Genomic DNA, 13,454 nt, shown 5'->3' with positions numbered 1-13,454 from the left:
CGTTCTGCGCATTTTTTGCCCATGTCGGTAGCGCCCTCGCGTTTTTCCGAGAAAACTCAAATTGAAAATGAACAATTCGGGCTTTTGTCACGTTGTGATGACAGACTTACCTGACGTGAGTGGCCATGATGTGAGTCGCCGCTGCTTGCTGGTCAGAGCCTCGACGGAAGATAATTTGGAGCCAATTCGGAGATTGCCCATGCCTCATCTACCCAATGCCGCACGCCCGATTGCCTATGCTGCCGCTGTCGCCGCATCGACTTGGGGGATCATGTCCGCTGTCGGTGGGGCAGACGCGCAGCAGGCAAGCAATTTTGTAACCCTGACCAGCACCAATGACAGCCTTGACGGGTTGCGCTGGAAGGCCCGTCCGGTGATCGTGCTGGCCGATGATCCTGCCGATCCGGCCTACAGGATCCAGATGACCAATCTGAAATCCGCAGCCTCAGAACTTAAGGATCGGGACATCGTGGTTCTGTCCGAGGCCGATGGATCAGCCTCCGCGCTGAGGGACGCGCTCGGCAACCCCGAGGGATTCCGCGTTGTGCTGGTCGGTAAGGATGGCGGGATCAAGGTCAATCAGGACAGCCCGCTGGGCGTCAGCGAGCTGTTTTCGACGATCGATGCCATGCCAATGCGCCAGCGTGAGATGAAGGGCTGATTTCCTGACTACAGTCAGGAAATAATCTCAGTCGAGCGTCTCAGGCATCCGTGCCGCGATAGGGCTCGACATATTGCAGCGCCATATCCCACGGGAAGAAGATCCATGTATCCTGGCTGACCTCGGTCACATAGCTGTCGACCATCGGCACACCCATCGGTTTTGCGTAGATCGTGGCGAAATGCGCCTTGGGATAGAGCGTGCGCACCAGTTCCAGCGTGCGGCCCGTATCGACGAGATCATCCACGATCAGAACGCCTTCACCATCCGCGCCCATGATATCGGCCTGCGGTGGCTTGATCACATGCGGTTCGGTCCGGGCCTGATGGTTGTAGCTTTTGACAGAGATCGTATCGACGGTGCGGATGTCCAGCTCGCGCGCCATGATCATCGCGGGCACGAGCCCCCCGCGGGTGATGCCTACAACTGCCTTCCAGTTGCCCTCGATCGGGCCCTTGCCATCCAGACGCCATGCCAGCGCGCGGGCATCGCGGTGGATCTGGTCCCAGCTGATATGGAAGCCTTTTTCATGGGGCAGGCGGGTCATGAGGGTATCCTCTCAGCTAATGGCGAGTTTGAGGCCGAGCAGGCCAAGGAGACCGCCAAAAACGCGGTCGATTGTGGTTTTGAGACCCAGATAGGCGCGGCGCGTGCGTTCGAGCGAGAAGATCCGCGAGACGATCACATTCCAGCCCGCATCATTGAAAAACACGATGCCGATGATCGCGACATAGACCCAAGGCGGGGCCTGCGGCGGCACGAAGGTCAGGAATATGGTCCCGAAGAACACCGCGGGTTTGGGATTGGCAAGTTGTGTGGCGATCCCGAGCCAGACCAGCCCTGCTGCATTGCGCGGGGCTTCGGTTTCGGGGAGATCGGCCAGCGGCTCGGACGCATGGCGCCACATTTTGATCGCCAGATAGATCAGATAGACCGCACCCGCGAATTTCAGCGCGGTCAGCAGGGCAGGCGCCACCTTGAACAGCAGCGCCAGCCCGAAGAGCGCGGCAATGGCCCAGATGCAGGCACCGATCCCGATGCCGACCGCCAGCCAAGTGCCGCGCAGGAAGCCTTCACGCAGGCTGGTCCGGGCGCAGAGCAGGACCGCCGGGCCGGGCGAGATCGCCGCGGCCAGATGGACCAGATAGATCGCGCCCAGAACCCCGAGCACAGGCTCAGTCCTTGCGCTTGGTGGTGACGTCGATATCGGGCGCGTCCACGGCCTTCATCCCGACGACATGGTAACCCGCATCTACATGCAGCGTCTCGCCGGTGGTGGCGGTGCCCAGCTCGGACAGCAGGAACAGTGCGGCCTTGCCGACCTCATCCTGCGTCACGTTGCGGCGCAGCGGCGAGTTCAGCTCGTTCCATTTCAGGATGTAACGGAAATCGCCGATCCCCGAGGAGGCCAGCGTCTTGATCGGACCGGCCGAAATGGAGTTGCAGGTGATGCCCAGCTTGCCCACATCTTCCGCGATATACTTGACCGAAGCCTCGAGAGCCGCTTTGGCGACGCCCATCACGTTATAATGCGGCATGACCTGTTCGGCACCGTAATAGGTCAGCGTCAGGAGCGCGCCGCCATCGGGCATGATCTCGACGGCACGACGGCACACAGCGGTGAAGGAATAGACCGACACGTCCATGGTGACGCGGAAGTTCTCGGGCGAGGTGTCGACATAACGGCCGCGCAGCTCGTTCTTGTCGGAGAACCCGATGGCGTGAACGAGGAAATCGATCTTGCCCCATTTCTCTTTCAGCGATGCGAAGAGCTGGTCGATGGACTCGCCATTCGAGGCATCGCATTCGACGACCGTATCGCAGCCCAGCTGCTCGGCCAGCGGATCGACGCGTTTTTTCAGCGCTTCACCGTGATAGGAGAGGGCGAGTTCCGCGCCTGCATCCCGAAGTTGTTTGGCAATGCCATAGGCGATGGATTTATCGTTCGCCAGGCCCATGATCAGGCCGCGTTTGCCTGCCATAAGGTTATTGGTCATGTCAGGTTTCCCCCGCTTCCCTCTGATATGTCGGATTGCATTAAGAGAAACGCAACAAAAGAACAAGGTGCAGCGCTTGCATTCCGCGCCCTTGCGCGCAAGTTGTGGCATGGTATCCGCGCCTCGGGGCTTCATGCCCGCTGCAGCGGTAATAAAGATGGACGGAGGATGACCCGATGGGGGATCGCGAGGGAATTTTTGCGGGCAATGACCCGTTTGCCATTGCAAAAACATGGCTGGCCGAGGCCGAGGGAACAGAGATCAACGATCCCAACGCGATCGCGCTTTCGACAGTCGATGCGCATGGTCTGCCCAATGCGCGGATGGTGCTCCTGAAGGAGATCGAAGGACAAGATGCCGCATCTGGCGGGGCCTTCGTCTTCTACACCAATTACGAATCACGCAAGGCGCAGGAGCTCGATCATGCGGGTAAGGCCGCTTTCGTGATGCACTGGAAGTCCCTGCGCCGCCAGATCCGGGTGCGCGGGCTCGTGTCGCGCGAGGATGGTCCGCAGGCGGACGAATATTACGCCTCACGTTCGCTGAAATCCCGTCTGGGCGCGTGGGCGAGCCGCCAGAGCCAGCCCCTTGATAGCCGCGCGACGCTGATGGCCGAAGTGGCTAAGATCACCGCCCTGAAAGGGCCGAACCCCAAGCGCCCGCCGTTCTGGGGTGGCTTCCGTATCCTTCCGCTGGAGATTGAATTTTGGGCGGATGGTGCATTCCGTTTGCATGACCGTTTCCGCTGGGAAAGATGTGACGCAACGTCAGATTGGAGCGTTCAGCGTCTAAATCCTTGAATTTCGCGCTTCGTGAATTGCGAATGAGGTAAAATAATCGTTTTTTTTCGGAAACAGTTACGTTACCTGTAGGGTATGGGAGCACAGGCTGCATTGGGCCATGCAGCGAGGTGTCTGGTTTATTCGACGGATCTATTACACATGATTGACGGTGTGCATGACTTGAGCGAGCTACGCGGTAAAGTGAAGTGGTTCGATCCAGCCAAAGGCTTTGGGTTTATTCTTGATGGGGAAGGTGGGCCCGACATCCTTCTCCATGCCAATGTATTACGGAACTTCGGACAGGGGTCGGTCGCCGATAATGCACTGATTTCTGTCAGGGTGCAGAAAACGCCGCGCGGGCGTCAGGCGGTCGAGGTATTACAGATCGAACCGCCGGAAAACGAGGATGACGTGCCGCCGATCGAGGATCTCGATGGCACCGAGCCGGCGGATCTGGAAAATCTACCGCTCGAACCGGTTCGTGTGAAATGGTTCGACAAGGTCAAGGGCTTCGGCTTTGCCAATGTGTTCGGTCGGTCCGAGGATGTCTTCATCCATATCGAGGTTCTGCGCCGGTCGGGATTTGCCGATCTGGCTCCCGGCGAGGCGGTCTGCCTCAAGGTGATCGAGGGGCGGCGTGGCCGGATGGCGGCGCAGGTTCTCGCATGGGAAAACGGTGTGCGGGCACAAGCATGATTTTCCGGCCCGGTTCTCTGTGCGCCGCGCTGGTTGCTCTGGCCTGCTATCATAGCGGGCCGGCTGAGGCCGCTGGGATTTCCTGCGCGTTGGACCGTGCCGTTTTCAGCGAGAACGGTAAGCAGCTCGATAGCTTTGATATCGAGCTGGCGACAACGGTCAAGGAGCGGGAGCGCGGTCTGATGTATCGCGAATCCATGCCGGAAGATGCGGGAATGCTTTTCGTCTATCCTGACGAAGGCCCGCGGTCGTTCTGGATGCGCAATACGCTGATTCCTCTGGATATGATCTTTATCGATGCCGCCGGCATGGTGGTCTCCGTACATGAAAACGCTATTCCCGGAGATCTGACTCCGATCTCCTCGGGGGCCGATGCGCGTTTCGTGCTGGAGCTGAATGGGGGCAGGGCGCGGGCGGACGGGATATCGCGCGGTACCGTTTTGTCGCATCCGATGATTGCGCGTCAGGTGGCGCTGCGCCCCTGTAGCGACTAATTTCCCCGTTCGGCGCGGGAGAGGATGTTTATTCGCATCTTACCTCTTCCCCTTTTCGAGCCGAGCGGTTATCAGGGCAGCAGTCGGGGCGTAGCGCAGCCTGGTAGCGCGTCTGTTTTGGGTACAGAAGGTCGTGAGTTCGAATCTCGCCGCCCCGACCACTTTCTCTCCTTCACCATGAGATCCACTCGCTTGGCGCCGCGTTACATGCTGCAGCGTTAGGAATCGGCTTTGTCCGTGCGCTCCGGCGCTTTCGGGCGGAGGGAGAGCAGGCATGGCGTTATTTTTTCGATATGCCCGATTTTGCGTCCGCTCACCGATAGGCTGTGGATAGCTTCAGCCAGTCGGGCTGTTGTCGGGCCAAGCCTTCGTGACTCAAGGAAAACTTGCGTCCGCATGGTAGTGGGGCTGCCGCATGCCTCTGTGGAGGAATCGGTCGGCCTTTCGAGGAGTCCCGCCGTCAATCCTAAAATGCCGATTTTGCTGGTTAAAGATAAGTTGACGCGCCACCGGAGCTGCGCCAACTTGTGCAGAGCTTCCGGTGAAGCCACCATATGTAGTGGTGCGGAGGCCGCGCAGGCAAATATACAGATTCCTTTTAGAATCGGTCTTGTACGGGGGTGCAAGGCTCCGGTCTGGTATGCCGGAAATGTCGGTGGGTAAGAGTTGGCTTTGTTCAGGGAATTGAGCAGATGAAGATCGAGCGGAAATTCACGACCTCTGAGAGCGGCGCTTACGGAGCTATCGCCTTCACCACCACGCAGTCCGAGATCCGTAATCCGGACGGGAAAATCGTCTTCCGTAACGATAGCGTTGAGGTGCCCGAAGGCTGGAGCCAAGTGGCCTCGGATGTGCTGGCCCAGAAATATTTCCGCCGTGCGGGTGTGCCTGCCGCGCTCAAGCGCGTGCGCGAGAAGGACGTGCCCGAGTTTCTCTGGCGTTCCGTGCCCGATGAGGCCGCGCTGAAGGATCTTCCCGAGGACCAGCGTTTCGGTGGCGAGACCTCGGCCAAGCAGGTCTTCGACCGTCTGGCCGGCGCCTGGGCCTATTGGGGCTGGAAGGGCGGCTATTTCACCACCGAAGAGGATGCGCGGGCCTATTATGACGAGATGCGCTACACTCTGGCATGCCAGATGGGTGCACCGAACTCCCCGCAATGGTTCAACACGGGCCTGCATTGGGCTTACGGCATCGACGGACCGAGCCAGGGGCACCATTATGTTGACCCGAAATCGGGCAAGCTGGTGAAATCGGCCTCGGCCTACGAGCATCCGCAGCCCCATGCCTGTTTCATCCAGTCGGTCTCGGATGATCTGGTCAATGAAGGCGGGATCATGGACCTGTGGGTCCGTGAGGCGCGTCTGTTCAAATACGGTTCCGGCACCGGCACCAATTTCTCGAGCCTTCGCGGCGAGAGCGAGCCGCTCTCGGGCGGTGGCAAATCCTCGGGTCTGATGGGGTTCCTGAAAATCGGGGACCGTGCGGCGGGGGCCATCAAATCGGGCGGCACCACGCGCAGGGCTGCCAAGATGGTCATCATCGATATGGACCATCCCGATATCGAGGATTTCATCAACTGGAAGGTCATCGAGGAGCAGAAGGTTGCCTCGCTGGTGGCCGGCTCCAAGCTGCACGAGCGCGAGCTGAACAGGATTTTCGAGGCGATCCGCGCCTTTGACGGCTCGGATGAAGGCGCGGTCGATCCGGCCAGGAACCCCGCTCTGAAGGCGGCGATCAAATCCGCCAAGGGCGTGATGATCCCCGAGACCTATATCAACCGCGTGCTGCAATATGCGCGTCAGGGCTACTCGAGCATCGAGTTCCCGACCTACGACACCGATTGGGATAGCGATGCCTATGCCTCTGTTTCGGGTCAGAATTCCAATAATTCGGTGCGGGTGACCAATGCCTTCCTGCAGGCGGTGAAGGACGATGCCGATTGGGAACTTCTGCGCCGCACCGATGGTAAGGTCGCCAAGACCATCAAGGCGCGCGATCTGTGGGAACAGGTGGGCCATGCCGCATGGGCCTGCGCCGATCCGGGCATCCAGTTCCACGATACCGTTAACGAATGGCATACCTGCCCCGAGGATGGCCCGATCCGCGGCTCGAACCCGTGCTCGGAATATATGTTCCTCGATGATACGGCCTGTAACCTCGCCTCGATGAACCTGCTGACCTTCTACAAGGACGGCCGCTTCGACGCGGAAGGCTATATCCATGCCTGCCGGATCTGGACTGTTACGCTGGAAATCTCGGTGATGATGGCGCAATTCCCCTCGGCGGAAATCGCGCAGCGCTCCTATGATTTCCGCACGCTGGGGCTTGGCTATGCCAATATCGGCGGCCTCCTGATGAATATGGGGCTGGGCTACGACTCGGACGAGGGCCGTGCGCTGACCGGTGCGCTGACCGCGATCATGACGGGCGTCTCCTATGCCACCTCGGCGCAGATGGCCGCCGAGCTTGGTGCCTTCCCGGGCTATGCGAAGAATACCCAACACATGCTGCGGGTCATCCGCAACCACCGCGCCGCCGCCCATGGGCTCGACGCGTTCGAGGGCCTCGAGGTCAAGCCGGTGGCGCTGGATCATGCCAATTGCCCCGACCCGAAGCTGGTCGAGCTGGCCACGGCCGCATGGGATCAGGCATTGGCCTTGGGCGAGGCGCATGGCTTCCGTAATGCGCAGGTCTCGGTGATCGCGCCCACGGGCACGATCGGCCTTGTGATGGATTGCGACACCACCGGTATCGAGCCCGATTTCGCGCTTGTGAAATTCAAGAAACTCGCAGGCGGCGGCTATTTCAAGATCATCAACCGCTCGGTGCCTGCAGCGCTCGCCAAACTCGGCTATAGCTCCGCGCAGGCCGAAGAGATCGTGTCCTATGCGGTGGGCCATGCCAGCCTTGGCAATTGCCCCGCCATCAACACGACCTCGCTGATCGGCCACGGTTTTGGCGATGCGGAGATCAAGAAGATCAACGCAGCACTACCGACCGCGTTCGATATCCGTTTCGTGTTCAACCAGTGGACGCTGGGCGAGGAGTTCTGCACCAAGACGCTGGGTATTCCGGCGGCCAAGCTGAATGATCCGAGCTTCGACATGCTCCGTCATCTGGGCTTTACCAAAGCGCAGATCGAGGCCGCCAATGACCATGTCTGCGGCACCATGACCCTTGAGGGCGCGCCGCATCTGGACCCTGCGCATCTGAACGTCTTCGATTGCGCCAATGCCTGCGGCAAGAAGGGCAAGCGCTATCTGTCGGTCGAGAGCCATATCACCATGATGGCGGCGGCGCAGAGCTTCATCTCGGGCGCGATTTCGAAAACGATCAATATGCCCAATTCGGCCTCGATCGAGGATGTGAAGGCGGCTTATGAACTGTCTTGGTCGCTGGGCATCAAGGCCAATGCGCTCTACCGTGACGGCTCCAAGCTCAGCCAGCCCTTGGCCTCGGCCCTGATCGAGGATGACGAGGAGGCCGAGGAGATCCTGACCTCCGGCACCCCGCAGGAAAAGGCGCAGGTGCTGGCCGAGAAGATCGTCGAGAAGGTCATCGTCAAGGAACTGGTGCGCTCGCATCGCGAGAAACTGCCCTCGCGGCGCAAGGGCTATACCCAGAAGGCGATTGTCGGTGGCCATAAGGTCTATCTGCGCACCGGCGAATATGATGATGGCGCCTTGGGCGAGATCTTCATCGACATGCACAAAGAGGGCGCGGGCTTCCGTGCGATGATGAATAACTTCGCCATCGCCGTGTCGGTGGGCCTGCAATATGGCGTGCCGCTGGAAGAGTTTGTCGATGCCTTTACCTTCACCAAATTCGAGCCCGCGGGCATGGTGCAGGGCAATGACTCGGTCAAGAATGCGACCTCGATCCTCGATTATGTGTTCCGCGAGCTGGCGATCTCCTATCTCGACCGCACGGATCTCGCGCATGTGAAGCCCAAGGGGCACACATTCGACGATCTCGATATCGGCGGCGAGTCGGCTCCGCTCGAGGAGGACGGCGCGTCCAAATCGCTCGAGGTGCTGCGCCAGATCTCGTCTTCGGGCTATCTGCGCAAACGTCTGCCGCAGGAGCTGATGATGTTCCAATCGGCCCCGCAGGCCGCCCGCGGGTTTGCCGAAGGGCAGGCGGGGTTTACGCCCAAAGCCTCCACGGCAGTCACTTCGGGGACCGTGTCGATGGATGCGCGCACCAAGGCCAAGATGCAGGGCTATGAGGGCGAGGCGTGCGGCGAATGCGGCAACTATACGCTCGTGCGCAATGGCACCTGCATGAAATGTAATACCTGCGGCGGGACCTCCGGCTGCAGCTGATCCTAGCGGTCCGGCACCCTGCCGGACCTGACCACCTCTCACCTGTTTCGCGGAGAAGACGTTGGAACTGATTATCGGAAATACGCGCGTGCTCGCGGCAGAGCTGGAGCTGATCGAGGGCGGCATGGTCGCCAAGCTTTCTGGCGATGCGCTCAAATCGGTGCTGAATGCCACATTCGGCGGACAGGCCTCGGTCGAGGTCTGGGGCGAGGGGCTTGGGGCCCGTCCCATGAGTGTGGCCGAGATCGAGATGCATGGTGCATCCTCGACCGTGACGCTGATGCAGGCGGGCAGCGTCTACGGTCTGCACTGAGATTTCCCATTCGACCCGTTTCAGGGTGGCGGTTAACGAGTTCGGGGGCAGGTGCGCTTGCCCTAGACGTCGAGAGGGCCCAGGCAAAAAAGACGCTACGAGGGCAGTGAACGAGAACGAGCCCGACTGACGAACCTCCCCCCGTTGCCTTGCGGCTGCGGGGGGCTTTTCGTTGGGCAAGGGGGCACGGAGCTGATCAGTCCCGCAGGGGCGCGGCGGGGGCCAACGGCAGATGCAGGGTCACACGGGCCTGTGGCGGCGGGCCGGCCTGCATGGCAAATGTGACCGCGATCCCCAGATCCTGCGCCAGACGGCGGGTGATATCGAGGCCGAGCCCTGCGCCTTTGGAACTGGCCGATCTGTCGCCCCGGTCCAACTGGAACCCTGCCTGACCACTGGTCTGGTTGGTGACCGTCAGCGTGCCATCGGGCGCCAGCCGGAGCCGGATCTCGCCCGTGCCGTGCTCGCGCGCATTGCCCAGCAGGTTGCGCAGGATGATCGCCAGCGCGTCGCGATCGCTCTCGATCTGCAGGGCCTCTATATCGCTATCGTCAAAAAGGATCGGCATCTGACCCGTATTGACGGGGCGCATGTCATGACAGACGAGGCGGATCAGCGCGATCACATCGATGGTTTCGCGTGCCAGCCCCAAGCCTGCCTCGGCCCGTTCGAGCTGCAAGAGCCGCTCGACCCTGAGCGACAGCCGGTCGATCGTTCCCATCAGATCGGCCTGTGCCTCGGGCAGGCGCTCGGGGGCAGCGGCCATCACCTCGATCCGGCTTCGCAGCACGGCCAGTGGCGTGCGCAGCTCATGCGCGGCATTGGCGATGAAATGGCGCTCGGCTTCCCGCAGGTTCTGGATGCGGGCGAGATAGATGTTGAAGGCCTCGGCCACGCGCGTCATCTCCTGTGGCAGGGTCTCGGAGACCAGCGGCGACAGATCCTCGGCGCTGCGCCGGCGCATCCCTTCGGAAAAGCGCACTGTCGAGGACAGGCTCTGGCGGAGCGTCAGCATGATCGCCGCCGTCACCAGTAACAGGAGCGGCAGGATCAGGAAAAGGAAAGCGCGGGCGGCCTCCATCAGCTCGTGCCGGCGCATGGCAAGGCTCTGTCCGATCTCGATTACGCCATCATCGGTGCTGCGCCGTATCACCTGCCAGCCCTCGGTGGTGTGGACGCCGTCGCGGGTGAGGTCCGGCCAAGGCGCGGCGGGGGCGGCGGCGGTTCCGTGAAGGATGCGCAGCCGCCAGTCATCGCCATCAGGATGGGCATCGGCCCATTCGGCGATGGTGCGGGTCTTGTCCTGCGCCAGAAGCCGCGCGATCAAGGTCGCATCATCCTTCAGTGCGTCATCGAGGATCTCGCCCATCTCGTGATTGAGCGCGAAAATCCCGACACAGAGCGTGGCTCCCCAGCCAATGCCCACCGCCACCAGCACATTGCGCAACAGGCGCCGCTTGAGCGACCATGCCTTCACGGGATCAGATATCCCAAGCCCCGCCGCGTTACGATGACGCCCGCGCCCAGCTTGGCCCTGAGCCGCGAGATGTAGACCTCGACGGCATTGCTCTCGACACTATCGCCATAGGCGAACAGGGTCTCTTCCAGCGCTATACGCGAGAGGATGCGTCCGCGCGCGGCCAGAAGCGCATCAAAAAGCGAATATTCGCGCGATGTCAGGTGCAGCTCCTCGTCATCGCGCCACAGGCGGGCGGCGGCACGGTCGATGCGCAGATCGCCGAGCACGGTTTCGGCGGCGGGCTGGCCCTCCGAGCGGCGGGCATGGGCGCGCAGCCGCGCCGCCAGTTCGCCCAGATCGAAGGGCTTGGTCACATAGTCATCGGCTCCCGCATCCAGTCCTGCGATCCGGTCGGAGATCTGGTCGAGCGCCGTGGCGATGATCACCGGTGTGCGGTCTCCCGCGCGTCTGCGGTTGCGCAAAAGCGCGAGCCCCGAGCCATCGGGCAGTCCCAGATCCAGCACCACCCCCGCATAATCGGTGACGGCCCATGCCGCCTCGGCCTCGTCAAGCGACCCGGCCACATCCACCGCATGCCCCTGTAGCCGCAGGAAGGCGGCGATATTGCGGGCCAGATCGGGGGTATCTTCGACAAGCAGAACTCTCATAGGCTCAGCAATAGCGCGCCCGCGCGGGCAGGGGAAGCCTCAGACCTCCACCCCTTTCATGCCTTCTGCCGTGTAGCGCGCGCCTGCGACCGGCAGGGCGGCCAGATCGCGGTCCAGTGCGGCCAGCTCGGAGGCGCTGAACGCGATATCGAGCGCGCCTAGATTATCCTCCAGATAGCGCAGTCGCTTCGTGCCGGGGATCGGAACAACATCCTCGCCCTGCGCCAAAAGCCATGCCAGTGCGAGCTGAGCGGGGGTGCAGCCCTTGGCTGCCGCGCGCTCGCGCACCAGATCGGCGATGCGCAGATTGCTGGCCAGTGCGGCGTCACGGAACCGCGGCAGTATGGCGCGGAAATCGCCTTCGGCCAGTTTGCCCGGGTCGCTATAGGCGCCGGTCAGGAAGCCGCGCCCCAGCGGTGAATAAGGCACAAATCCCACGCCCAGCTCGCGGCAGGCGGGCAGGATCTCGTCCTCGACCCCACGGGTCCAGAGCGAGTATTCGGTCTGCAGCGCGCTCACCGGATGGACCGCATGGGCGCGGCGCAGTGTTGCGGCGCTGACCTCGCAGAGCCCGATATGGCCGATCTTGCCCTCCTTCACCAGCCCCGCCAGCCCCGCCATCGTCTCCTCGACCGGCTCGTCGGGATTGACGCGATGCACATAATAGAGGTCGATCCGTTCGATGCCTAGGCGCTTGAGGGAGCCCTCTACCGCGCGGCGTGCATAAGCAGGGCTGTTGTCGAGATGGCGCTCATAGGCGCCGGGCTGCCGGACGATGCCGAATTTGGTAGCGATTTTGACGGGCTGACCGGTCTCCTTCAGGAAGCGCCCGATCAGTTCCTCGTTATGGAAGGGGCCATACATATCCGAGGTGTCGAGGAAATCGAGCCCGCGCTCGACCGCGCGATGCAGCACCTCCAGCGATTGTGCGTCATCGCGGGGTCCATAAAACTCGCTCATCCCCATACAGCCAAGGCCCAGGGCCGATACCTCGAGGTCCCTTGTCAGGTGGCGCTTTTGCATGATCCGTCCTTTCGTCTTGTCCTGGAGCCCCCTGTTTGTCACTTTCCGAAGTTGGAGGGTATTCACTCATATGGTGAATTGCTTTCCATAATCGGTAAAGGTGGCGCGATGGCAGTGGTCTGGGATGATCTGAAAGTATTTCTGGCGGTGGTGAGGGCGGGCACGCTCTCGGGAGCGGCGGCCCAGTTGCATCTGGGGCTTGCCACGGTCTCGCGCCGGATCGAGCGGCTGGAAGCGGCGATGGGCGCGCCTTTGTTTCTGCGCACCCAGACGGGGTATCGCGTGACCGAGGATGGCGCGGCGCTGGTGGAACGGGCCGAGGATATGGAGGCTGCCGCCAACAGCCTTGCAGGTCATGTGCAGCCCTCGCGCGAGGTAACGGGCACGGTCCGGCTGGCCACGGCCGAGAATTTCGCCACCGATCTCATCCTGCCTGCCTTGGGTCGGTTACAAGAGCGCCATCCCAAACTATGCCTCGATCTGGTGACAGATGTGCGCACCGTCAACCTGCATCGGCGCGATGCCGATCTGGCGTTGCGCATGGTCAAGCCCGAGCGAGGTCATGTCACGCTGCAACGGCTGGGGCGACTGGGCTACGGTCTTTATGGCGCGCCGGCATATCTGGCGCGGCGCGCGGCGCCGGCGGATGGAGCGGCCTTCGATCGGGACCATTTCATCATGTGGGGCGAGGGGCACGCGCATCTGGCCGCCGCGATCTGGGTGGAACAGGTGCTGCAGGGCCGCCCGCCCGTCCTGTCGACCACCTCGCTTGCCACGCAGGTGGCGGGCTGTGTCGCGGGGCTGGGGCTGGCCGTGCTGCCGCATTTTCTGGCCCGCCCGCGCGGGCTGGTCTGCCTGCGCGCCGATCTGGGGATCGATCAGCCGGTCTGGCTGGTGACGCAGACCGATCTGGTGCAATCGCCGCGGGTGCGGGCGGTTGCCGGTTTCCTGCGCGATCTGGTCATGGAAAATCACAGTTATCTGGCCGGAACTATGGCAGGGGGCGCATGACGGCCTCACCATTATTTCATGAGGG

The 13,454-nt window shown here is 61.8% G+C and carries 13 protein-coding genes and 1 tRNA gene; 8 read left to right on the top strand and 6 right to left on the bottom strand.

What is annotated here, in order from left to right; all coding sequences use genetic code 11:
- The first annotated feature begins 199 nt into the window (after window positions 1-199).
- Window positions 200-661: a DUF4174 domain-containing protein gene (locus WDB91_RS13330; protein ID WP_339113030.1), complete on the top strand. Its 462-nt coding sequence runs from the start codon at window positions 200-202 to the stop codon at window positions 659-661.
- A 40-nt stretch (window positions 662-701) separates the two neighbouring features.
- On the opposite strand, the gene gpt is transcribed toward WDB91_RS13330, so the two are convergent.
- Genes gpt through fabI form a run of 3 tightly spaced genes read right to left on the bottom strand, consistent with a single transcriptional unit; the run spans window position 702 to window position 2,658 of the window.
- Entirely contained in the window at window positions 702-1,208 is a 507-nt protein-coding gene (gpt, locus tag WDB91_RS13325; RefSeq protein WP_339113029.1) for a xanthine phosphoribosyltransferase, read from the bottom strand.
- Window positions 1,209-1,220: 12 nt separating this feature from the next.
- Window positions 1,221-1,832 (bottom strand): LysE family translocator, encoded by a 612-nt coding sequence (locus tag WDB91_RS13320; protein ID WP_339113028.1) that lies wholly within the window; start codon window positions 1,830-1,832, stop codon window positions 1,221-1,223.
- Window positions 1,833-1,836: 4 nt separating this feature from the next.
- Entirely contained in the window at window positions 1,837-2,658 is an 822-nt protein-coding gene (fabI, locus tag WDB91_RS13315; protein ID WP_339113027.1) for an enoyl-ACP reductase FabI, read from the bottom strand.
- 176 nt (window positions 2,659-2,834) lie between these two features.
- Between fabI and pdxH the strand changes: the two genes are divergently transcribed.
- The 6 genes from pdxH to WDB91_RS13285 all read left to right on the top strand — a co-directional run bounded on the left by pdxH (window position 2,835) and on the right by WDB91_RS13285 (window position 9,268).
- Complete coding sequence (pdxH, locus tag WDB91_RS13310; protein ID WP_339113026.1) at window positions 2,835-3,458, top strand: pyridoxamine 5'-phosphate oxidase; 624 nt, start codon at window positions 2,835-2,837, stop codon at window positions 3,456-3,458.
- A 141-nt stretch (window positions 3,459-3,599) separates the two neighbouring features.
- Window positions 3,600-4,136 (top strand): cold shock domain-containing protein, encoded by a 537-nt coding sequence (locus tag WDB91_RS13305; RefSeq protein WP_339113025.1) that lies wholly within the window; start codon window positions 3,600-3,602, stop codon window positions 4,134-4,136.
- Entirely contained in the window at window positions 4,133-4,630 is a 498-nt protein-coding gene (locus tag WDB91_RS13300; RefSeq protein ID WP_339113024.1) for a DUF192 domain-containing protein, read from the top strand. Before WDB91_RS13305 ends, WDB91_RS13300 begins: the two co-directional genes overlap by 4 nt.
- Before the next feature lie 84 nt (window positions 4,631-4,714).
- Window positions 4,715-4,791, top strand: a tRNA-Pro gene (locus WDB91_RS13295).
- A gap of 531 nt (window positions 4,792-5,322) precedes the next feature.
- The gene (locus tag WDB91_RS13290) at window positions 5,323-8,955 is read left to right on the top strand and encodes a vitamin B12-dependent ribonucleotide reductase (RefSeq protein WP_339113023.1); all 3,633 of its coding nucleotides are present in this window, start codon (window positions 5,323-5,325) and stop codon (window positions 8,953-8,955) included.
- Window positions 8,956-9,016: 61 nt separating this feature from the next.
- A complete protein-coding gene (locus WDB91_RS13285) occupies window positions 9,017-9,268 on the top strand; it encodes a hypothetical protein (protein WP_339113022.1) in 252 nt (83 codons plus the stop codon).
- Between the two features lie 196 nt (window positions 9,269-9,464).
- Here the strand turns inward: WDB91_RS13285 and WDB91_RS13280 are convergent, their stop codons facing one another.
- From WDB91_RS13280 to WDB91_RS13270, 3 genes are read right to left on the bottom strand one after another with little or no spacing between them, the layout of a single operon-like run.
- Complete coding sequence (locus WDB91_RS13280) at window positions 9,465-10,745, bottom strand: HAMP domain-containing sensor histidine kinase (protein WP_339113021.1); 1,281 nt, start codon at window positions 10,743-10,745, stop codon at window positions 9,465-9,467.
- Window positions 10,742-11,395 carry a response regulator transcription factor gene (locus tag WDB91_RS13275; RefSeq protein WP_339113020.1) on the bottom strand — a complete coding sequence of 218 codons (654 nt, stop codon included), beginning with the start codon at window positions 11,393-11,395 and terminating at the stop codon, window positions 10,742-10,744. Before WDB91_RS13275 ends, WDB91_RS13280 begins: the two co-directional genes overlap by 4 nt.
- 39 nt (window positions 11,396-11,434) lie before the next feature.
- Complete coding sequence (locus WDB91_RS13270; RefSeq protein WP_339113019.1) at window positions 11,435-12,418, bottom strand: aldo/keto reductase; 984 nt, start codon at window positions 12,416-12,418, stop codon at window positions 11,435-11,437.
- A 108-nt stretch (window positions 12,419-12,526) separates the two neighbouring features.
- On the opposite strand from WDB91_RS13270, the gene WDB91_RS13265 reads away from it, so the two are divergent.
- Window positions 12,527-13,429, top strand: a complete 903-nt coding sequence (locus tag WDB91_RS13265; protein WP_339113018.1) for a LysR family transcriptional regulator — start codon at window positions 12,527-12,529, stop codon at window positions 13,427-13,429.
- Window positions 13,430-13,454 lie beyond the last annotated feature (25 nt).

It is taken from the genome of Thioclava sp. GXIMD2076 (assembly GCF_037949795.1).
GTDB classification, from domain to species: domain Bacteria; phylum Pseudomonadota; class Alphaproteobacteria; order Rhodobacterales; family Rhodobacteraceae; genus Thioclava; species Thioclava kandeliae.
The sequence above is the reverse complement of the archived record's forward strand: the minus strand, read 5'-3'. Positions and strand labels throughout refer to the sequence as shown.